Source organism: Halobellus rufus (assembly GCF_000739575.1).
Taxonomy (GTDB): domain Archaea; phylum Halobacteriota; class Halobacteria; order Halobacteriales; family Haloferacaceae; genus Haloquadratum; species Haloquadratum rufum.
In genome coordinates, this window is record NZ_BBJO01000005.1 from 37483 (window position 1) to 57536 (window position 20054).

Annotated in this window: 19 protein-coding genes and 1 tRNA gene; 12 read left to right on the top strand and 8 right to left on the bottom strand. The window is 67.7% G+C overall.

From position 1 onward, the window contains the following. Positions 1 to 14: 14 nt before the first annotated feature. The 4 genes from ACP99_RS03440 to ACP99_RS03455 form a co-directional block, all read right to left on the bottom strand. Positions 15 to 87, bottom strand: a tRNA-Arg gene (locus ACP99_RS03440). Between the two features lie 66 nt (positions 88 to 153). Continuing rightward, positions 154 to 741: a 2Fe-2S iron-sulfur cluster-binding protein gene (locus ACP99_RS03445; protein WP_049985263.1), complete on the bottom strand. Its 588-nt coding sequence runs from the start codon at positions 739 to 741 to the stop codon at positions 154 to 156. Between the two features lie 290 nt (positions 742 to 1031). After that, positions 1032 to 1934, bottom strand: a complete 903-nt coding sequence (gene gnd / locus ACP99_RS03450; RefSeq protein ID WP_049985264.1) for a phosphogluconate dehydrogenase (NAD(+)-dependent, decarboxylating) — start codon at positions 1932 to 1934, stop codon at positions 1032 to 1034. A 56-nt stretch (positions 1935 to 1990) separates the two neighbouring features. Then, on the bottom strand, positions 1991 to 2878 hold the full coding sequence (locus ACP99_RS03455; protein WP_049985265.1) for an ATP-grasp domain-containing protein: 888 nt from the start codon (positions 2876 to 2878) through the stop codon (positions 1991 to 1993). 61 nt (positions 2879 to 2939) lie between these two features. Here ACP99_RS03455 and ACP99_RS03460 point away from each other — a divergent pair, with 61 nt between their 5' ends. The 7 genes from ACP99_RS03460 to ACP99_RS03490 all read left to right on the top strand — a co-directional run bounded on the left by ACP99_RS03460 (position 2940) and on the right by ACP99_RS03490 (position 9938). Next, a complete protein-coding gene (locus ACP99_RS03460) occupies positions 2940 to 4040 on the top strand; it encodes an aminopeptidase (protein ID WP_049985266.1) in 1101 nt (366 codons plus the stop codon). 148 nt (positions 4041 to 4188) lie between these two features. Beyond that, positions 4189 to 4662 carry a 30S ribosomal protein S6e gene (locus ACP99_RS03465; protein ID WP_049985267.1) on the top strand — a complete coding sequence of 158 codons (474 nt, stop codon included), beginning with the start codon at positions 4189 to 4191 and terminating at the stop codon, positions 4660 to 4662. Between the two features lie 6 nt (positions 4663 to 4668). After that, on the top strand, positions 4669 to 5097 hold the full coding sequence (locus ACP99_RS03470; RefSeq protein ID WP_049985268.1) for a DUF7112 family protein: 429 nt from the start codon (positions 4669 to 4671) through the stop codon (positions 5095 to 5097). A gap of 79 nt (positions 5098 to 5176) precedes the next feature. Beyond that, positions 5177 to 6973 carry an oligoendopeptidase F gene (gene pepF / locus ACP99_RS03475; RefSeq protein ID WP_049985269.1) on the top strand — a complete coding sequence of 599 codons (1797 nt, stop codon included), beginning with the start codon at positions 5177 to 5179 and terminating at the stop codon, positions 6971 to 6973. A 207-nt stretch (positions 6974 to 7180) separates the two neighbouring features. Further along, positions 7181 to 8578, top strand: coding sequence for an FAD-binding oxidoreductase (locus ACP99_RS03480; protein ID WP_049985270.1), 1398 nt, complete (start codon positions 7181 to 7183; stop codon positions 8576 to 8578). Between the two features lie 87 nt (positions 8579 to 8665). Next, entirely contained in the window at positions 8666 to 9751 is a 1086-nt protein-coding gene (locus tag ACP99_RS03485; RefSeq protein WP_049985271.1) for an aldo/keto reductase, read from the top strand. A gap of 1 nt (position 9752) precedes the next feature. Then, positions 9753 to 9938: a hypothetical protein gene (locus tag ACP99_RS03490; RefSeq protein ID WP_049985272.1), complete on the top strand. Its 186-nt coding sequence runs from the start codon at positions 9753 to 9755 to the stop codon at positions 9936 to 9938. A gap of 124 nt (positions 9939 to 10062) precedes the next feature. Here the strand turns inward: ACP99_RS03490 and ACP99_RS03495 are convergent, their stop codons facing one another. Next, positions 10063 to 11643, bottom strand: coding sequence for a heme-binding protein (locus ACP99_RS03495; RefSeq protein ID WP_049985273.1), 1581 nt, complete (start codon positions 11641 to 11643; stop codon positions 10063 to 10065). Positions 11644 to 11759: 116 nt separating this feature from the next. Here ACP99_RS03495 and ACP99_RS03500 point away from each other — a divergent pair, with 116 nt between their 5' ends. Then, on the top strand, positions 11760 to 12023 hold the full coding sequence (locus ACP99_RS03500; protein ID WP_049985274.1) for a HalOD1 output domain-containing protein: 264 nt from the start codon (positions 11760 to 11762) through the stop codon (positions 12021 to 12023). A 13-nt stretch (positions 12024 to 12036) separates the two neighbouring features. On the opposite strand, the gene ACP99_RS03505 is transcribed toward ACP99_RS03500, so the two are convergent. Then, positions 12037 to 13854 carry a site-2 protease family protein gene (locus tag ACP99_RS03505; RefSeq protein WP_049985275.1) on the bottom strand — a complete coding sequence of 606 codons (1818 nt, stop codon included), beginning with the start codon at positions 13852 to 13854 and terminating at the stop codon, positions 12037 to 12039. 260 nt (positions 13855 to 14114) lie between these two features. Between ACP99_RS03505 and ACP99_RS03510 the strand changes: the two genes are divergently transcribed. Next, complete coding sequence (locus ACP99_RS03510; protein ID WP_049985276.1) at positions 14115 to 14654, top strand: hypothetical protein; 540 nt, start codon at positions 14115 to 14117, stop codon at positions 14652 to 14654. Between the two features lie 174 nt (positions 14655 to 14828). Here ACP99_RS03510 and lysS read toward each other — a convergent pair whose 3' ends face one another. Further along, positions 14829 to 16475, bottom strand: coding sequence for a lysine--tRNA ligase (lysS, locus tag ACP99_RS03515; protein ID WP_049985277.1), 1647 nt, complete (start codon positions 16473 to 16475; stop codon positions 14829 to 14831). Positions 16476 to 16478: 3 nt separating this feature from the next. Beyond that, a complete protein-coding gene (gene pyrH / locus ACP99_RS03520; RefSeq protein WP_049985278.1) occupies positions 16479 to 17198 on the bottom strand; it encodes a UMP kinase in 720 nt (239 codons plus the stop codon). A 180-nt stretch (positions 17199 to 17378) separates the two neighbouring features. Here pyrH and ACP99_RS03525 point away from each other — a divergent pair, with 180 nt between their 5' ends. From ACP99_RS03525 to ACP99_RS03535, 3 genes are all read left to right on the top strand, one after another. Continuing rightward, a complete protein-coding gene (locus tag ACP99_RS03525) occupies positions 17379 to 18164 on the top strand; it encodes a molybdopterin synthase (RefSeq protein ID WP_049985279.1) in 786 nt (261 codons plus the stop codon). A gap of 300 nt (positions 18165 to 18464) precedes the next feature. Continuing rightward, positions 18465 to 18734 (top strand): DUF7123 family protein, encoded by a 270-nt coding sequence (locus ACP99_RS03530; protein ID WP_049985350.1) that lies wholly within the window; start codon positions 18465 to 18467, stop codon positions 18732 to 18734. Between the two features lie 173 nt (positions 18735 to 18907). Then, on the top strand, positions 18908 to 20047 hold the full coding sequence (locus ACP99_RS03535; protein WP_049985280.1) for a site-2 protease family protein: 1140 nt from the start codon (positions 18908 to 18910) through the stop codon (positions 20045 to 20047). The last annotated feature ends 7 nt before the right edge of the window (positions 20048 to 20054 follow it).

Here is a 20054-nt window from a genome sequence, read left to right on the forward strand (position 1 = left end):
GGCCGAAGGCCGAACGGACCCGACGGGATTTGAACCCGCGACATCCTGGTCCGGAACCAGGGACTCTGTCCACTGAGCTACGGGCCCTCGAAAACGCCTAGACCGGCCGATCGTATAACGATTGTGAACCGGCAGAAGAGGAAAACCGCCGTCTCAGGGCGCTTCGCCCGTCTCGATCGCGAAGTCAGCGCGGGGGTAGGCGACGCAGGTCAGGGTGTACCCGTCGTCGAGTTCGGCGTCGTCGAGCATCTGCTGGTTGTCGTGGACGACGTAGTCTTCGGAATTCCCGCCGGAGGTGATCTGGCCCGCACAGGAGACGCACTGGCCCTGTCGGCAGGCGTACGGGAGGTCCCAACCGTGGTCTTCGCCCTGTTCGAGGACGGTCTGGTTGTTCGCGAGTTCGATCGTCTCGCCCTGTTTGACGAACTCGACGTCGAAGTACTCGATCTCGTCCTCGGGGATGTCGGCGGGGCTCGATCCGCCCTCGTCGCCGCCCTCTTCGAGTTCGGCACCTTCCTCGCCGCCGGCGACCGCGCCTGCCGCGACGCCGCCGCCACCGATGGATCGGTTCATCGGCTCGGGGAAGTCAGTCTCCGGCACGGTGCGCGCCCGGTGTTCGAGCACGTCCTGCGAGATGTCTCCGGTGGGCGCCCACCCGGTGCCGCGCGCGTAGTGCAGCGACACCGCGAGGAGGGTGAGGGCCACCCCGAGACCCAGCCCCACGAAGTTGATTTCGACCATTATCGGCGGCTACGGAGTCGGGGGTTAAGGAAATTGTGATTGCCGCGGCCGTACTGCGTTACTTCTAGCGGTACGGGTACTGCCTGAAACGTGGCGATTTCGGAAGCCCCCGCGGCGCTCGCTGCCTGCGACTCGCTGTGCTCCTCGTCGCTCGCTCGCCTCGCTCCTGCGGTGCTTACTTCGTCTCGGCTACCGAGCGCCGCGGCCCCTTCCAGTCCCGCCCGTAGCGGTTGTCAAGCCCTCGTCGAAGGAGTAATACCGGGGATCGTCGTCGAGCGGATCCGTGTCAGCTACTCCTCGCGCCGCTGGACCTCGTGACGGCCGAAGCCGTAGCGCAGGCGGTTCGCGAGCCGCCGGCCGAAGCGGCCGTCGTCGGCGCGGCTGCCGAACCGCTCGGCGAGCGCCTGATAGATCAGCGGCACCGGAACCTCCTGTTCGAGCGCCTCTTGGACGGTCCACGTACCCGTCGAGCCGCCGGCGACGTGGTCTGCCACGTCGCCGAGTTCGTTGCCCTCCTCGGCGAACGCCTCCTCGCAGAGTTCCAGCAGCCACGAGCGGATGACCGCGCCGTTGTTCCACGTGCGCGCGACGGATTCGAGATCGAGGTCGTAGCGGCCGTTCGCGAGCAGTTCGAAGCCCTCCCCGTAGGCCTGCATCAGCGCGTACTCGACGCCGTTGTGGATCATCTTCACGTAGTGACCCGATCCGCTCGGTCCCATCCGGTCGTGGCCGCGGTTGCCGGTCGCGACGGCGTCGAAGACCGGCGTCATCGCCTCGTAGGCCCACCGCGGGCCGCCGATCATCAGCGAGAAGCCGAGTTCCGCGCCCGCGGGGCCGCCGGAGGTGCCGCAGTCGAGGTAGGCCGCGTCGGTCGCGTCCGCGCGTCGAACCGAGGCCTCGAAGTGGGAGTTGCCGCCGTCGACGACGACGTCGTCGGGGCCGAGGTGCGGTTCGAGTTCGTCCAGCGTCGCGTCGACCGCGTCCCCGGCGGGGACCATCAGCCAGATCCGCTTGTCGGCACCGAGCCGGTCGGTGAGGTCCTCGAGGTCCTCGGCGGGAGTCGCGCCCGCGTCGGCGGCGGTCGCGACCGCTTCCGCGTCGAGGTCGAACGCTACCACGTCGTGGTCCGCCTCCAGCACGCGGTCGACGACTATCTGTCCCATCCGGCCGAGGCCGATGACGCCCAGTTTCATACTCGCAACTCCGCGGGTGAGGTGGTAGTGGTTGTGGTTTGTGGCAGCCGGAATAACTACAGCCGATCGAGGAGCGCGTCCGCGAGCCGCGATCCAGCGTCGTCGTCGACCCGGAAGAACAGCTCCGGCTCGATGAGTTCGACTTCGAGCAGCCGGAACCCGGCTGTTTCTCCCCCGGCGTCTGTGGTGATCCCATCGACGCGGGCGTACAGCGGGACGTCCCCGCCCAGTTCGCTCGTCACCGCGTCGACGACCTCGCCTCCGTAGGACCGAAGCGATTCGCTCGGGTCCGGGGCGTCGACGCTGCCGCCGTGATCCTCCTGTACGCGGAAGTCGCCCGATTTGGGGCGCTTGAGAACCGAATGGCTGTACTCGCCGTCGAAGAAGATCAGCGACCACTCGCCGTCGGTGATCCCGTCGGCGAACTCCTGGACGAGCACGTCGCCGTCGGCGAGGAGCTCCTCGAACCACGGCTGCTCGCCGGGCGCGTCCTCGCGCGAGATCCGATTCGTCCGGAACGCCCCCGCGCTCACCGCGGGCTTGACGACGGCCTCGTCCCACCCGCGGCGTTCGAAGATCTCCGCGAGCGAGTCGTCTCGGCCGCGAGCGACGTACTCCGTCGGAAGCGTGTCGACGCCGCGCGCTTCGAGGTCCCGCAAATAGAACTTGTGGCGGTTCCACCGCAGCGTCTCGGGCGTGTTCAGCACCGCCGTCGGCGCGGCGTCGAGCCGATCGACCCACGCGGCGAACGCCTCCGGATGACGGTAGTAGTCCCAGATCGTTCTGACGAGCACCGCGTCGAACTCGCCCCACGCGACCGACTCGTCGGACCAGATCTCGGGGGTCGCCTCGACGCCACGCTCGCGGAGCGCGGCCAGAAACGAGGCGTCGTCGTCGACGAGGTCGGGCAGGTCGGGGGCGGTCGCCAGCGCGATGGATGTCACGCACGGGGCTCGGCCGCGTCGGGCGATAAGCGTTTTTGACCGCGGCCGACGAGGGGAGGGTATGGACGACCGCATTCACGAGCACGCCGAGACGCTCGTCGACTGGAGCGCGCGCATCGAACCGGGGGACGACGTCGTCCTCAGCGTCGCGGAGGGCGCACACGACCTCGCCGTCGCCGTCGCGGAGGCGCTCGGCGACCGCGGCGCGAACGTCGTGACCACGTACGCCTCCGACGAGATCTCGCGCGCGTACCTCCGTGCGCACGCAGGCGATTTCGAGACTCCGGCGCACGAACTCGCGCTCTACGAGCGGGCCGATTCGGTGCTCTTCCTCGGCGGCGGTCGCAACACGTTCGCGACCGCGGACGTCGACGGCGAGACCCGACAGGCGGCCGCCCGCGCGAACCAGCCCGTCAAGGAGGCGCGGATGGCGACGGACTGGGTGTCGACAGTCCACCCGACGCGCTCGCTGGCCCAGCAGGCCGGGATGTCCTACGAGGCGTACCAAGATTTCGTCTACGACGCGGTCCTCCGCGACTGGGAGTCACTCGCCGAGGAGATGGCGGAATTGAAGGATGTCCTCGACGAGGGAAGCGACGTCCGCCTCGTCGGCGAGGACACCGACCTGACGATGTCGATAGAGGGCCGGACCGCGGTCAACTCCGCGGCGTCAGTCGCCTACGACTCGCACAACCTCCCGTCCGGGGAGGTGTTCACCGCGCCGTACGCCACCGAGGGCGAGGTCGTCTTCGACGTCCCGATGACCATCTCCGGCGCGCGCGTCGGGGGCGTGTGGCTCCGATTCGAGGACGGCCGCGTCACGGACTTCAGCGCCGAGAGCGGCGAGGAGACCATCGCCGACCTGCTCGACACCGACGAGGGGGCGCGTCGGCTGGGAGAACTCGGCATCGGGATGAACCGCGGCATCGACCGCGTCACGGACAACATCCTCTTCGACGAGAAGATGGGCGATACGGTTCACCTCGCGCTCGGGCGCGCGTACGACGCCTGTCTCCCCGAGGGCGAGGCGGGGAACGACTCGGCGGTCCACGTCGACCTCATCACCGACGTCAGCGAGAACTCGCGTCTGGAAGTCGACGGCGAAGTCGTCCAGCGAAACGGTCGGTTCCGCTGGGAAGACGGCTTCGAGTCCGGCGTCTGATCGTCCGCCGACACCGAGTGGGCGGCAGAGCGACGCCGACAGGCCGCGCCGACCGCGACCCGAATCCGAGTCGTCGACCGCCTGTGGCCGCCTTCCAGCGGGAATCGCTTTCGACGTACTTTTTATCGGCGGCCGTCTCCTCCCGTCTATGGCTGAATTCAAGGTCGTCGTCTCCGACGAGACCGGACACACAGAGCAGTTCGAGGTCGACGGACAGGACGCGAACCGATTCATCGGTCGCGAACTCGGCGACGAGGTCGACGGCGGTTCCGTCGGGCTCGACGGACAGACGCTGGAGCTCACCGGTGGCTCCGACGAGGCCGGCCGCCCGATGCGCGCCGACGTCGCCGGCGCGAACCTGAAGGAACTCCTCCTCGAGGGCGGCGTGGGGTACAAGCCCTCGCGCGACGGCGAGCGGAAGCGCATCACGGTCCGCGGCCGCCAGATCTCGGACGCGACCGCGCAGGTCAACGCGTCGCTCGTCGACGGCACCATCGCGGACGACGAGGAAGCGGAAGCCGACGAAGACGAAGCGGACGCTGAGGCTGACGAGACTGACGCGGACGAGGAAGACGAGGAAGCGGACGCTGACGCCGACGCCGACGAGGACGACGAAGAGTAAACGTCCGTGTCCGAACGCATCCCGAGCGATCACGGTTCCGTGCGGAGCCTCCGCGCGTCGCTCGCTCGGAGCGGCGGCACCAGACGGCCCTGTCTCCGGCTCCCCGACGAGGTCGACGTCGAGGGGGGAGATCCCGTTCGACTGTTGCTCGACGGCGTGACGACGCACGCCCGAGTCGTTTCCGACGCCAACGGGCTGCTTCTCCGCGGATCGTACGACAATCAGCGGTTGGCTCGCGAACCCGGCGAGGGCGAAAACAGGCTCGTCGAGTGGTGTGAGACGCACGACCGCGGTCCCGGTGACGCCGTCGAACTCGACGAGCTCGACCCGGGATTCTGTTACGGCCTGCGCGAACCCGGCGAGCGCGTCGTCTACGACGTGCCGCGCCGTCCGAACCAGTCGCTCTCGGACATCGCCTCGAAGCTCGGCGAGTGACGCAATCGGCGGCCCCGGCCGTCGTCTCCGAACTCGCCGGGTGAGTAACTCTTACCACTACCCCGCGGCTCTCTCCGCTATGAGTCAGGTTCCCGAGCGGAGCGAGATCGACGTCGAGGACACGTGGGACCTCACGAGCATCTACGCCGACGACGAGGCGTGGGAGGACGCCTACGAGTCGGTGAAAGAGCGGATCGACGAGCTCCGAGCCTACGAGGGCCGCGCGACGGAGAGTCCCGAGACCCTGCTGGAGCTACTGGAACTCCAGGAGGAACTCCTCCGCGAGGTCTCGAAGGTCAGCAGCTACGCGAACCTTCGGAGCACCGAAGACACCCGAAACCAGGAGTATCAGGCGATGAACGCGAAGGCGGAGTCGCTCGCGTCGGCGACGCAGTCGGCGGTGAGCTACCTCGAACCCGAACTCCAGCAACTCGACGAGGACGACGTCGAGTCGTTCGTCGAACGCGAACCGGCGCTCGCGGAGTACGAGCACTACTTCGACGACGTCCTGCGGATGAAACCGCACACGCGGTCGGCGGAGGTCGAGGAAGTGCTGGCGGAACTGGGTGAGGTCGCGGGCGCGTCCTCCGACATCTACGGGATGCTCTCGAACGCGGATATGACGTTCCCGACGGTCGAGCGCCCCGACGGCGAGGCCGTGGAGATCACGCAGGGCAACTTCACCAAGCTGCAGAAACACCCCGATCGAGGCTTCCGCCGGGAGGTCTACGAGCGGTTCTACGACGAGTGGGCCGAGGTCCGCAACGCGGTCGGCACGTCGCTGAAGAACAGCGTCCGAAAGGACGTGAAGTACGCCCGAGCGCGGAACTACGAGACCGCTCGCGCGGCGGCGCTCGACGGCCCGAACGTCCCGGTCGAGGTGTACGACACGCTGATCGACACCGTCCACGACAACCTCGAGAGCCTCCACCGCCACGCGGACCTGAAGCGCGAGGCGCTCGGCGTCGACGAACTCCGGATGTGGGACCTGTATATGTCGCTGACCGGCGACGAAGGCCCCGAGATCCCCTACGAACGGGCGACGGAGTACATCGTCGAGGCGGTGGCACCGCTCGGGGAGGCCTACCAAGAGCGCGTCGCCGAGGGACTCGACTCCCGCTGGGTCGACGTCTACGAGAACCGCGGCAAGCGCTCCGGCGCGTTCTCCGCGGGCACCTACGACACCCAGCCGTTCATCCTGATGAACTACCAAGACGACATCTCGTCGATGTTCACGCTGGCGCACGAACTCGGGCACTCGCTGCACTCCGAACTCGCGAAGGACGCCCAGCCCTGGCAGTACGCCGACTACACGATCTTCGTCGCGGAGGTCGCCTCGACGGTCAACGAGACGCTGCTGACGCATCACCTCCTCGAAACGGTCGACGACGACGAACTCCGGATGCACGTCCTCGACGAGTACCTCGAACGCTTCCGCTCGACGCTCTTCCGCCAGACGATGTTCGCGGACTTCGAGCAGCGGATTCACGAGGTCGCCGAGGCCGACGGCGCGCTCACGCCCGATCGGTTCGACGAGACCTACCGCGAGCTCAAAGCGCAGTTCTACGAGCCCGCGGCGGTCGACGGCCGGATCGACCGCGAGTGGATGCGGATCCCGCACTTCTACTACAACTACTACGTCTACCAGTACGCGACGGGCATCTCCGCCGCCGTCGCGATCGTCGAGCGGATCCTCGAAGACGGCGAGGACGCCGCCGCAGCGTACCGGGACGCGCTCGCGCTCGGCGGTTCCGAGTACCCCATCGACGTGCTCGAAACAGCCGGCGTGGAGATGACGTCTCCGGAGCCGATCGAATCCGCCATCGGCGTCTACGACGAGTATCTCGATCGGATGGCCGACCTGCTCGACCAGTAACGGCAGGCCGACCCGCCGGGGAGTGCTTCAGCTCGGTGTAACAGGGGCGGACAGTCGGCACCGTCTCACACCTGCGCCGACGTGCCGAACAACCGCGACCCGGCGCAGGGCCGTCGTCAAATCACGTCGGTGGTGGCCGCGCCTTCGGATATAAACCCTCGTCGGCGAGGACCCAAACGGTAAGCGACTCCGTTGCCGACGTTCGGTATGGACGCGAACCGTCGAGCGCGGGCGCTCGCAGCGCGGCTCCCGCTCGGAACGCTCTCCCGGCGACTCGGTGGCACGGTCGTCGCGCCCGACGACGACGCCTACGCCGACGCGCGGCGGGTCTGGAACGGACTGGTAAACGAGTACCCGACCGCGATCGCGTACTGCGAGTCCGTCACCGACGTCCGCGAGTCGGTCTCGTTCGCCCGCGAGCACGAAATCCCCACCGCGGTCCGCAGCGGCGGCCACAGCGTCTCCGGCGCGTCCGTCGTCTCCGGCGGCCTCGTCGTCGACTGCTCGCGGATGGAGTGGGTCCGCGTCGATCCCGACGATCGGGTCGCCCGCGTCGGACCGGGGGCGACGTGGGCCACTTTTGACCGCGCGACGCAGTCGTTCGGGCTCGCGACGCCGGGGGGCGTCGTCTCCGACACCGGCGTCGCCGGGCTCACGCTGGGCGGCGGGACCGGCTATCTCACGCCGAAACACGGGTTCACCGCCGACAACCTCCGCGCGGTCGACGTCGTCACCGGACGCGGCGAGCGCGTGACGGCGACCGCCGACCGCAATCCGGCGCTGTTCTGGGCGGCCCGCGGGGGCGGCACGCCCGGGGTCGTCACCGCCTTCGAGTTCGACCTGCACCCGCTCGATCACGACGTCTGCTTCTTCGAGTCGTGGCTGCCCGCCGAGTCCGCCGCCGACGCGCTTCGGACGTACCGCCGGTACCAGCGGGACGCCCCGGAGGAGTCCTGCGTGTCGCCGTACTTCGCTCGCGTCCCCGAGAGCGAGGACGTAGATTTCTCTGCCGACCGCCGCGGCGACCTCGCGCTCGTGCTCTCGGGCGTGTACACGGGCGACCCCGAACGTGTGCGAGAGGAGTTCGAGCCGTTCCTCGACCGCGAGGACGCGTTCGCCGCGTCCGTCGAGACGATGGCCTACGTCGACCTCCAGTCGGCGATGGACCACGATTTCCCGGCCGGTCGCCGCTACTACTGGAAGTCGGTGCCGCTCGCCGATTTCGACGACGAGGCGATCGGGGCGCTTCGGGCGTCGGCCGCGGAGGCTCCCTCGGCCCTCTCGACCGTCGTCGTCTGGCCGATGCACGGCGCGATCGAGCGCGTTCCCGAATCGGCGACGCCGTTGGCCGGCCGCGACGCCGACGTCGTCGTGAACGTCGAGGCCGCGTGGGACGACCCGGCCGCGACCCCGGAGAACGTCGAGTGGGTCCGCGAGACCTGTCGTCGCTTCCGCGATCTGACGCCGAGCCACGGGACGCTCCCGAACTTCGCGGGCGGGCGGGAGGCCACCGCCGCCGACGTCTACGGGCGCGACGCGGAGCGATTGCGGACCGTCCGCGAACGATACGACCCGGACGGCGTCTTCGCGTACGAACGGGCGTAACCGGGGCGGGGTCGACGCCGAGCGGAGCGCTTCTCGCTCGCCGAGAGGAGGCGACACTCTCAATAAAACGCCGCCCAACGTTCGACTATGAACTTCCAGACGCTGGGCGACTCCGACGTCGAAGTGAGCGAAGTCGGATTCGGCGCGTGGGTCGTCGGCACCGACTGGTGGGGCGACCGCACGCGCGAGGACTCGATCGAGCTGATCCACCACGCGATCGACGAGGGGATCACCTACTTCGACACCGGCGACGTCTACGGCCACGGCGACAGCGAGGAACTCCTCGGCGAGGCGCTCGCCGACTACCGAGACGAGGTGACCGTCGCGACGAAGGTCGGCTACGACTTCTACAACCACCCGCAGGCCGGCCACGGCGAACTTCCGAAAGAGATCACCGGCGAGTGGATCCGCTCTGCGACCGAGAAGAGCCTCGACCGACTCGATATGGAGTACGTCGACGTCCTGCAACTGCACAACGCGAACGTCGACGAGGTCGACGCCGACGTGCTCGAAGCGCTGGACGAACTGAAAGAGGAGGGGCTGATCCGCGCCGTCGGCTGGGCGCTCGGCCCGTCGATCGGCTGGCTCGCCGAGGGCGATATGGCGATCGAAGAGGAGTTCGACTCGGTGCAACTGGTCTGGAACCTCTTCGAGCAGGAGGTCGGCAACCACTTCCTCGACACCATCGAGCGCACGGGTTCGTCGACCAGCCTGATCCCGCGCGTCCCGCACTCTTCGGGCCTCTTAAACGAGCAGGTGACGCCCGAGACCGGCCACGACCTCGACGACCACCGCGGATTCCGACCCGACGCGTGGTACGAGACTGGCTGGGAGAAGATCGAGACGCTCCGCTTCCTCGAACGGGACGGCGAGCGGACGATGGGACAGGCGGCCATCGCGTACCTCCTCAGCCACGACGCGGTCGCGAGCGTGACGCCGACGTTCCACACCAAGGAGGACATCACCGAGTGGGCCGCCGCCAGCGACGTCCCGAAGCTCTCCGACGAGGAACTGGCCCGCGTCGCCGACCTCTACGAGACGAACTTCGAGATCGACTGCGAGGACGGGATGGACGAACTCCGCTCCTCCGTCGGCGGCGAGGACATCCGCGCGGCCGGCATCGACAAGCGGGCGACCGCGGGCCCGCGGAACTCGGCGTCCTCCGACGACTGACGTGGCGTTCGAGTCCTCGATCTCGCGAACGGCGGCGTTCGTCGCGATAACCGTACTCGCCCACCTCGCGCTGACCGCCTGGGTCCGTCGCGACGCCCGGGCGCGCGGCCTCGACCCCTCACCGTGGGATCTGCTGACCCTCGCGACTGGCGTCGTCGGCGCGCTCGTCTACCGCCGCCGTCGGTGACGCGGGTGCCGGCAGCCGCTCAGTTTTGACAACCCCTTCGTTTCGCTTCGAAACCGACTCACAGCGTCGCGTCTGACGCTGCAGTCGCAGACGCGTCAGACGATTTAAAAAAGACCGCCGGATCTCACGCCAGGAAGACGTGTCGCGGCCGGTCCGCGAGGACGTCGCGGCCCCACTGGACCGTCTCGCTGAACTCCTCGGAGCGGAAGAACTCCATCGCGTGCTCGCGGGCGTCCCACTGACTGGCGATGAACATGTCGTTCTCGTCTTCGACGTTCATCATCAGGTCGGTGTCCTGGTGGCCCTCCATCTCGTCGAGGAGGTCGCCCACGGTCGCGAACGTGTCGACGAAGTCGCCGTGGTGCTCGGGCTTGACCGTGTAGAACATCCCCATCGTACCGAACCCGGACTCCTCGCCCGCCCGGGAGACGATCTCGGGGAGTTCAGAGAGGAACCCGGCGGCGGTCTCGGCCGCCGACTGGGTCTCCCAGATGCTCACCACGGCGCTCCGGTCGCGGTTTTCCGCCTCGTAGACGGCGGTTTTGACGTGGGTTCCGTAGTGATCGAAGTTCGCGCGGAGCCCCTGGACCTCCTCGAAGAGGTCGTCCGTGTCGGCCTCCGAGTAGAGGACCGTCGCGTAGACGTCCTCGCCGTGGGGCTGTCCGGCGTAGATGTCCATATCGGCCAGTTCCGCGCGGATGCTGCCTTCGTCGTCGCTGTCATCCGATTGAGTCCCCCCTTCGCCGTGCGGCGAGTCGCCGTGTGCGCTCCCGCCGCCGTGGCCACCGTGTCCGCGTGCGCCCCCGCCGTGAGCGGCGTCGCCGTGCGCGTGGCCGTGTGCTTCGCCGTGCGCGTCGCCGTCGCCGTGCGGGTGTCCGCCCTCGTGTGCGCCTTCGGCGTGCGGATGGCCCGCGTCGCCGCGTTCGCTCGTCGGGACGCCGTCGCCCGCGAGATACGCGCCGAGGTCAGTCGGCGGGAAGCGGCGACCGACGTAGAACTGCCCGAACTCGCCGTACTTCGAGGAGACCTCGTCGAAGCGCATGTCGTAGACGATGTCTTTGATGTGCGTCGGATCGTCCGAGAACAGCGTCACGCCCCACTCGTAGTCGTCGAAGCCGACCGAAGAGGCGATGACTTGCTTGATCTTGCCGGCGTACTCCTTGCCGGTCTCGGCGTGCGTCTCCATCATCTCCGCGCGCTCCTCGAACGAGAGGTCGTACCAGTTGTGCTCCTCGCCGCGACGCTTCGACATTGGGTAGAAGGAGACGTACTCGTCTTCGGGAATCTCCGGAGTCTTCTTGCCCTCCATGTAGCGACGCAGCCCCTCGTCCGCCGACTCGGGGTCCTCGAAGTAGTCGGGGCTGGTGTAGCCCGAAATCTCGGTGACGGAGACGTAGGAGGTCGGCTGGTCGGTGAAGCCCGCCAGCGCCGTTTGCTCGAACTGCCGCTCGGCGCGCGAGAGGTCGTCAAGGGTGGGCCGGAAGTGGACGACGAGCAGGTCGGCCTTGTGGCCGAGCACCGAGAAGACCGCGGAGTCGCCCTCGTCGGCGTCGGCGACGTCCTCGTGGCGAGTGAGGTACTCGGTCCCTTCTCGGATCGCGCGTTCGCGTTCGCGCTCGGGCGCGTCGCGCCACGCGTCCCAGTCGACGGTCCGGAAGTCGTGCAGCACGAACCAGCCCTCGTCGGTTGGTGGGGCCTCTGGCATACGCCGACGTTAGCGCGCCACCCGTATGGACGTTGCGAGTCGATCCGCCGACGGTGCCGGTCGTTCACTGTCACCTCCTGACACACATTTAAGTAACCGCTCTACGTGGTACCGTTATGCCGCAGACGCGCAGTTCTGTCGCTGACCAAGTCGTTCGAAAGGTCGCCTCAGTCACCGGTACCGACGAGGTCGACCTCCCACCGCTGTACGACGTCATCGATCCCGACGCGCTAGTGCGGGTCGTCGAGACGATGTCCAGCGGTGAGATCACGTTCTCCTACGTCGATTGCGACGTCACCGTCGACAGCGACGGGTCGGTCCGCGTCGCCGACGAGTTCGTCCGCGGGTCCGCGTCGGGCACCGCCGTCGGAAACTCCTGATCGCGCCGCGGCCTCACCCGAGGAGCGTCGGACCGAAGAGCAGCAACAACAGCGACAGCAGCATCGTCACGCCGATGCTCGTCGTGATCGTGCTCACCACGCGGTTGCGGTTCGAGACGGGCAGCCGCGAGACGACCGCCTCGACGCTCGTCCGGAGGATCCGACCCCCGTCGAGCGGGTAGCCCGGAATGCAGTTGAACAGGCCGAGTTGGAGGTTGATCCAGCCCATCCAGAAGGAGACGTTCGCGAGGACGAACACCCCGGTTCCGAGGAAGCCCAGCGGTCCGCCGACGCTGTAGAAGTTGAACACGTTCGCGGTGAACCCGGGGAAGTTCGGAATCCCGAGCACCAACGAGGCGAGCGGCAGCACCAGCGAGACGTACACCGCCGCGAGCGGCGAGTCGCCGACCGCACCCGACAGCCCGACCGCGTCGGGACCGCCATCGCCGCCGAGCAGTTCGAGGTACGTGCCCGCCGGGTACGACTGCACCCCGAAGTCGGTCAGGAGCAGCCCGCTCGTCCCCGGGAAGATGTTGACGCCGAGGAAGCCGCTGCCGTCCCGCGGGTTCTCGCCGAGCGTCACCTCGTAGGTCTCGATCTCGCCGTCGTGATAGGCCTCGACGGCCACCGTCTCGCCCGGTTCGGTCCCGTCGAGCGCGCGGGTGAGTTCGGTCGACGAGACAACGCGCTCGCCGTCGATCGCGGTCACGACCACGCCCGGATCGGTCGGTGCGCCCGACGCCGCGAGCGGTCCGTCGTCGGCGATCCGCGTGAGGTACGCGCCGACCGGGACGGTCACGGTCCCGCGCTCGGTCTCCAGTTCGGCGAACCGGTCCTCGCCGACGGCCGAGGCGAACCCGGTGCGCGTGTAGACGGGCGTCCCGTTGACGGCCGTGACGGAGATCGGCTCCTCCTCCTCCGCGACGCTGAGGTTCGCGGGGTTGCCCGCGACGGACCCGGTCACGACGAGCGACCGCTCGACGTCGACCGCCCGTGACTCTCTCCCCGCGGCGCTCTCGCCGCCGTCGAGTTCGACCGTGACCGTCCGCTCGTCGGTCGAGAGCAGCGCGTCGTCCAGCGTGCTCTCGTTACCGACGGGTGCGCCGCCGACGGCGGTGATCCGGTCGCCCTGCGCGATTCCCGCCTCCGCGGCGGGCGATCCGCCGTACGCGCCCTGGACGGCCATCCCGGGCGCGACGCCGACGCTCGCGATCACCGGGCCGAAGAGCAGCGCGAACGCGAGGAACGTCACGAAGAAGTTGTTCGTCACGCCGGCGGCGAACATCCGCGTCCGTCCGCCGCGGCTCGCCTCCCGCTGGCTCTCCTCGTCCGGTTGGACGAACGCGCCGAGCGGAACGATCGTGAACAGGAAGACGCCCATCGACTCGATGTCGATCCCCTCGACGCGACAGAGGATGCCGTGTCCGCCCTCGTGGACGACGAGGCCGACCAGCAGTCCGAAGACGATCTCGGGGGCCACAGAGAGCGGGAGGAAGTCGTTGACGCCGGGGATGACGAGGAAGTTCTGCGGCTGATTCACCGACGAGGGCGCGGGCGGGTTCCTCGCGATCGCGATTCCCTGGACGAGGAGGAAGAAGAACATCCCCGCCATGATCACGAGCGCCGCGCCGACGCCGAGGTTGCTCCACGCCCGCCAGAACCGCTTCGGGGTCGCGATCCAGTCGATGAACTCGCGCCCGCGCTTGGTGTGTACCGTCGTGAACGGGCCCTGTACGCGGACCGAGTCGGGCAGCAGTCCGCGCTGTGAGAGGTACAACGCGGCCGCCGAGTACGCGGCGAGGCCGACGAGCACCCACAGAAGCGTATTCATTGAGAGGAGCAAAGAGATGAGCGCCAAAAGGTGTTCCTCATCCACCTTTTTACTGCGTCGGGTGCGCCTGACGGCGCACCCTCCTTGCAAAAAGCTGGACCAAAAAGGGTCCGCTCGGCTCGCATCCGCGAGCCTCGCGGTGCGATCACTGGTGGTTTCCGCCTCCGCGACAGCACCGCTCCGCACCACCTCCGCGACGGCGACGTACTGGCCTCCTTCGGTGCGAACCGTTTTAACCGATTCCGCAGAAAAGCCCCTCAATGTTCGAGAGCCGCTCCTACGAGGTCCGCCAGAAGCTCGCGATCGGGAACAAATACCGCGTCTACGAGGGCGACACGCCGATCCTCGAATCCGCCCAGAAGAAACTCCGCCTGAAGGAGGACTTCCGCTTCACGGACCCGGACTCCGGCGAGGAGCTGTTTCGAGTCAAAGCCGACAGTATGCTCGACATCTCGGCGGCCTACGACATCGTCGACTCCCGGACCGACGAACCGGTCGGTTCGGTGAAGCGCGAGGCGATCTCGTTTTTCAAACACGAGTACACGCTTTTAGACCCCGACGGGAACGTCGTCGCCACGATCCGCGAGGACAGCGTCCCGCTGGCGATCGCCCGCCGCCTGTTGACGACGTTGATCCCTTTCTCCTACGAGATCGTCACGCCCGACGGCCGCAGCGTCGGGCAGGCGAAGGGCGCGTTCTCGCTCCGCGACAAGTACTCGATCGAACTCCGCGGCGACGACCTCGACCCCCGACTCGCCGTCGTCGGCGTCGTCGTCATCGACGCGATCGAAGAAAACTAACCCACCTTTTTCCGGCGGAGGGGTCCTGTGGACCCCTCCGCGCAAAAACCTGGAGCGAAAAAGGCCGCTCGGCTCGCATCCGCGAGCCTCGCGGTACGATTGCTGGCGAATTCCGCGGCGGCGACAGCCCCGCTTCCGCGACGGCACCGCTCCGCCCCGCTCCGCAACGCGCCGCTACGACTCGCGGCGCAGTCTGGCGACGACGAACTCGGTGTCGAGTTCGCCGAGGAACTCTCCCAGTCTGGGGCCCTGCGGCTGATCGAAGAAGAGCAGATAGCCCGCCTGGAAGAAGTCGCCGACCTCGATCCCGTGGTCTCTGGCGGTCTCGTACATCTCGCCTTGGATCTCCTCGCCGTCGTGACCCGCCTCGACGAAGTCCGCGAGGTCGTCGAGCGCGGCGGCGACGTCGGCGTCGAGATCGACGTCCGGGAGGTCCTCCTGAAGCCGGTAGTTGTACGCGTTGTCCTCGCGGACCGCCCACGCGCGCGCTCGATCGACCCGTTCGAGCGCCTCCTCGATCGCCCACTCGGGCGTCTCGTCGTCGAAGTACCCCTCGTTTCGGGCCATCTCGATCCGCAGGTCGCGGTCGTCGGTCATCCCGAGGACCGCAGCGAAGGTGTAGGGCAGGCGGACGCGGTCCTCGCGGACTTCCTCGACGACGAACGGGTACGCCCGCTCGGCGAACGCGGTGAGCGCCTCGTCGTCGACGTCGCCGAAGTACGCCCGCTCGAAGCGGTCGAAGTCGTCGACGAGTTGGTCCAGCCGAGAGACGTCGAGGTCCCGTGCCTTCCGCGGGTTCAGCGCGAAGAAGTACTTCAGGACCTCCGGTTCGAGCAGGTCGAGCATCTCCGCGACCGTGACGATGTTTCCGGCCGACGACGAGAGCGCCTCGCCGTTGAGCGTGAACCACTCGTAGACCATCGGAACGGGCGGTTCGACCCCGAGGACGTTGCGCGCGATGTCCTCGCCGGAGGGCCACGACCCCTCGGCGTGGTCCTTCCCGAACGGCTCGAAGTCGACGCCCAACACCTGCCACTGCGCGGGCCACTCGAAGCGCCACGGGAGCTTCCCGTCGCGGAACGTCGCGGTCCCCTCGTGGCCGCAGCCCTCGATGGTGTTGTCGCCGACGGTCATATCCGTGCAGACGTACTCGACGGTTCGGGCCTCGACGTCGACGGCGGTGACCGTCTCGGTGATCTTCCCGCAGTTCTCACAGACCGGGTTGAACGGGACGTAGTCGTCGTCGACCTTCGATTGGTACTTCGAGAGCACCTCGCGGGCGTTCTCGACGTCGTCGAGGACGTGCGCTACGACGTCGTCGAACTCGCCCGACTCGTACATCTCGGTGTTCGAGAGCATCTCGACCGGGATTCCGAGCCGGTCGGCGTCGGCTTTCAAGAGCGCGGCGAAGTGCGCCGCGTACGATTCGGACTCGCCGAACGGGTCGGGGATGTCGGTGTAGGGCTTGCCGAGGTTCCGACCGAGCGCGCCCGCGTCGACGTCGCCGAGGCCGACGATGTTGCCGTCGACGTCCGCGAGCTTTCGGGGGAGCTTCCGCAGCGGGTCGCGGTCGTCGCTGGTGAACACCTGCCGGACCTCGTGGCCGCGTTCGCGCAGGACGGCGGCGACGAAGTACCCGCGCATAATCTCGTTGAAGTTGCCGAGGTGGGCGACGCCCGAGGGAGAGACGCCGCCCTTGATGACGATCGGTTCCTCGGGGTCTCGCGCCTCGATCTCGTCGGCGACCTCGTCGGCCCAGAACGCGCGGCGCGCCTCGTCGCTGTCGTCGCGGTCGTCACCGAAAGTTGCGTCCCCGGACATCGATTACCCCTGCGCCCAGTAGGTCGGCTCGCCCTCGACGCCGTCCGGCACGACGTCGGTCCCGTCGTGCTCACCGCGGAGGACGGCGCTCTCGATCCGCTTCGGATCGGTGCCGTCGAGGACGATCGTACGCATCTCCGAGCGCTCGATGAGCTTCGCGGCCAGGAGATCGACCGGCGCGGACGCGCCCGCGTCGCGGCTCATCGGCGCGATCACGTCGACGAGTTCGCGGCCGGTGAGCGTCCCGTACTTCTCGGCGCTCGGATCGGTGCTGGGGTCGGCGCTGTAGACGCCGTCGACGCTCGTCGCGTACACGAGGAGGTCCGCGTCGACGTACTCGGCCAGCGCGGCGGCGACGGCGTCGGTCGTCTGTCCGGGCATCACGCCGCCCATCACGGAGACGTCGCCGCGGCGGATCGCGTCCCCGGCGTCCTCGTAGTCTCGCGCGACTTTCGGATCGACGTTCGCGCCGAGCGAGGCGATGAGCAGCCGGGCGTTGATCCGGGTCACGTCGATCCCGATCTGGTCCAACTGGACCTCGTTCGCGCCGAGCTCTCGGGCCGTCCCGATGTAATCGCGGGCGACGCCGCCGCCGCCGACGACCGCACCGATCTCACAGCCCTCCTCTACGAGCGTCTCGACCACCGCTGCGTGTCCCTCGACGCGTCCGGCGTCGAGGTCCGGGGCGAGAACGCTCCCCCCGATAGAAACGACGACTCTCATTGCTCCGTCGTTGCCGCGAACCGGGCTTAAGGGTTGTCAACCGCGAACGGCGACGGGGGCGCTCGGACCGGACGAGCGGCCGCTCGGCGGCCCGATCACCTCGGAGAGAGGACTGCTGTGGTGGCCTCCCGGCTGTCACAGCCGACAGTATCAAGCCGGTCGACGCCCCGATTTCGGAGTATGCAACTACTCGGTGTCGTCGGCCCCGAGGCGCGATCGCTCTGCGAGCAGCTCTCCGCGCATCTGGACGGGCGCGTCGCTATCGTCGAGCGCCTCTCCCGCGGCGGAGTGAGCCCGCCGGACAGCGACGTCGATACAGTCTACGAACTCGACCCCGACGGTGCGTGGGCGGCCTCGGGAGCGGACCGCACGCTCGACGACGTACTCGACGATTTGGCGGCGACGTACGATCACGCCCTCCTCGTCGGATTCCCCGACGCCGACGCGCCGACTGTCGCCCTCGGCGACGCCGGCGTCGAGGAGCCGACGATCGAGGCCGAGACCGCCGACGCCGTCGACGTCGGCGAGGCGGTCGACGCCCTCGCGGCGGCGGAACCGCACGTCACGCTCGAAACGCTCGTCGAGCGGGTGAAGGCGTCACCGCGGGCGGCACATGCGGGCGCGATCGCGACCTTCACGGGCCGCGTTCGAACCAAAGACGGCGAGGGCGATCCCGAGACGCTCAGCCTGACCTTCGAGAAGTACGAGGGCGTCGCCGAGGAGCGGCTCCGCTCGATCGAGTCGGAACTGATGGAGCGCGACGGCGTCGAGGAGGTCGCGATGTTCCACCGGACGGGGACGATCGAGTCGGGCGAGGACATCGTCTTCGTCGTCGTGCTCGCTGGGCACCGCGAGGAAGCGTTCGAGACCGTCTCCGACGGGATCGACCGACTGAAAGACGAGGTCCCGATCTTCAAGCACGAGACCACCGTCGAAGAGGACTTCTGGGTCCACGACAGGTCCTGATCGGCGACCGTCTTCGAGTCTCTCCCCTCCGAGGACCGGCCGGAAACCTGTATTTTTCACCACCAGGACGGTGAAACAATCTCTCAGACTGCCGTTTTACTGATCCCGCAGCGGTTTTATATTCGAGAATAAATAGAACGAAATAAATTCTCACAGAGCAGGATAAAATTTCTAAAGGTCGAAAAGAGCACAGTGAAAATTCGTTTTTATCGCCAAAATCGCTAAATAGAGCCGAATTGCACCTAACGTTCCTCCGTTTATATACTCCCCCGGCGACAAAGCGTGAGTGAGGTCACACAGATGAGCGCAACCGCGACACCCTCCACCGAACCCGTCAGCGACGAGATGTCCAAAGAAGAGCGGCTGAAGTCGTACCTGCTCGCGAAGGCAGAAGACGGCGAGATGTACTTCAAATCGAAGTTCATCGCCGACGAGGTCGGCCTCTCGCCGAAGGAGATCGGCGCGCTGATGGTGAAACTGAGCGACTCCGCCTCCGAACTGACCGTCGAGAAGTGGTCGTACACGAGCGCGACCACCTGGCGGATCGAACCCGCAGGAAACTCGGCGTAACGCTCCCACCGACCGCGGTGTGTTCGTCCTCGCACCGCCCTGGTCCCCCCTTTTCCCCCGTTTCCACCTGGTAGCCACCGGCTCGCCCTCTCGTGTCGTCCGCTCCTTCTCTGTTGGACCCGACAGCCCCGCTGTCGTGGCGTTTATCCGGACGTGTGCCGTATCTGGTGGTGATGGAATCCCCGGAATCGGCGGCCGAACCGCCGATCGAGGCCCTGCAATCGGTCTTTCACCTCCACGAGACCCGACGCGACGGCGACCGCGTCCTGATCTTCGGGGAGTCGCTGGTCCCAGAGCGGATGCTGATCGAGGAGGCGTGGACGCCGTTCCGCGAGGCCGGATACGAGATACAGGTCACCTCGACGCGGGACGGCCGCGAGGACGTCGTCATCGCCCGTCCGGTCGGTCAGGGCATCGACGGCGTCCCGTGGAAGAACCTCGCGCTCTTCGCGGCGACGATCGTCTCGACGCTCGTCGTCGGCTCGCTGACGTGGTATTACACCCCGCTTTCGGAACTTCTCGCCGACCCGCTCCTGCTCTTTCGGGCGTGGCCGTTCACGGCGGCTATCCTCGGCGTGCTCGCGACCCACGAACTCGGTCACTACGCGATGGGGCGCTATCACGGCGTCGACGTGTCGCTGCCGTACGTGATCCCCTTCATCTTCCCGTTCGGGACCCTCGGTGCAGTCATCCGGATGCGCGGACAGATGCCCGACCGGAAGGCGCTCTTCGACATCGGCGTCGCGGGACCGCTCGCCGGGCTCGTCGCTACGGTCGTCGTCACCGCTATCGGGCTCTCGCTGCCGCCGATCACGGTTCCGGAGTGGGCGATTCAGGGCTCCGGGCAGGTGATCGTGTTCAACAACCCGCCGCTCTTGGACCTCATCGCCGGCGCGCTCGGCCGCCCGACCGAGTACACGGACCCGACGACGGCGGTCAACCCCGTCGTCATCGGCGGCTGGGTCGGGATGTTCTTCACCGTCTTGAACCTCCTGCCGGTCGGTCAGTTGGACGGCGGCCACATCCTCCGCGCGATGGTCGGTGAGTCCCAAGAGCGCGTCGCGGCGATCGTTCCGGCGGTCCTGTTCGGTCTCGCGGCGTACCTCTACTACGGCCTCGGCTACGCGCTCAACGAGTCGGTCGGGCTGTGGGGCTTCTGGGGGCTGCTCTCGGCGCTCGTGGCGTTCAAGGGGCCGGCCCACCCCGTCGACGACTCACCGCTCGGAACCGCGCGGATCGCCCTCGGGGTCGCGACCTTCGCCCTCGGCGCGCTCTGTTTCCTCCTCGTTCCCGTCGAGATTATGTCGGTGTGACCCGCCG

Coding starts and splice junctions, on each gene's coding strand:
- ACP99_RS03445 (WP_049985263.1), bottom strand. CDS start 741: ATGGTCGAAATCAACTTCGTGGGGCTGGGTCTCGGGGTGGCCCTCACC.
- gnd (WP_049985264.1), bottom strand. CDS start 1,934: ATGAAACTGGGCGTCATCGGCCTCGGCCGGATGGGACAGATAGTCGTC.
- ACP99_RS03460 (WP_049985266.1), top strand. CDS start 2,940: ATGGACGACCGCATTCACGAGCACGCCGAGACGCTCGTCGACTGGAGC.
- ACP99_RS03465 (WP_049985267.1), top strand. CDS start 4,189: ATGGCTGAATTCAAGGTCGTCGTCTCCGACGAGACCGGACACACAGAG.
- pepF (WP_049985269.1), top strand. CDS start 5,177: ATGAGTCAGGTTCCCGAGCGGAGCGAGATCGACGTCGAGGACACGTGG.
- ACP99_RS03480 (WP_049985270.1), top strand. CDS start 7,181: ATGGACGCGAACCGTCGAGCGCGGGCGCTCGCAGCGCGGCTCCCGCTC.
- ACP99_RS03485 (WP_049985271.1), top strand. CDS start 8,666: ATGAACTTCCAGACGCTGGGCGACTCCGACGTCGAAGTGAGCGAAGTC.
- ACP99_RS03495 (WP_049985273.1), bottom strand. CDS start 11,643: ATGCCAGAGGCCCCACCAACCGACGAGGGCTGGTTCGTGCTGCACGAC.
- ACP99_RS03500 (WP_049985274.1), top strand. CDS start 11,760: ATGCCGCAGACGCGCAGTTCTGTCGCTGACCAAGTCGTTCGAAAGGTC.
- ACP99_RS03505 (WP_049985275.1), bottom strand. CDS start 13,854: ATGAATACGCTTCTGTGGGTGCTCGTCGGCCTCGCCGCGTACTCGGCG.
- ACP99_RS03510 (WP_049985276.1), top strand. CDS start 14,115: ATGTTCGAGAGCCGCTCCTACGAGGTCCGCCAGAAGCTCGCGATCGGG.
- lysS (WP_049985277.1), bottom strand. CDS start 16,475: ATGTCCGGGGACGCAACTTTCGGTGACGACCGCGACGACAGCGACGAG.
- pyrH (WP_049985278.1), bottom strand. CDS start 17,198: ATGAGAGTCGTCGTTTCTATCGGGGGGAGCGTTCTCGCCCCGGACCTC.
- ACP99_RS03525 (WP_049985279.1), top strand. CDS start 17,379: ATGCAACTACTCGGTGTCGTCGGCCCCGAGGCGCGATCGCTCTGCGAG.
- ACP99_RS03530 (WP_049985350.1), top strand. CDS start 18,465: ATGAGCGCAACCGCGACACCCTCCACCGAACCCGTCAGCGACGAGATG.
- ACP99_RS03535 (WP_049985280.1), top strand. CDS start 18,908: ATGGAATCCCCGGAATCGGCGGCCGAACCGCCGATCGAGGCCCTGCAA.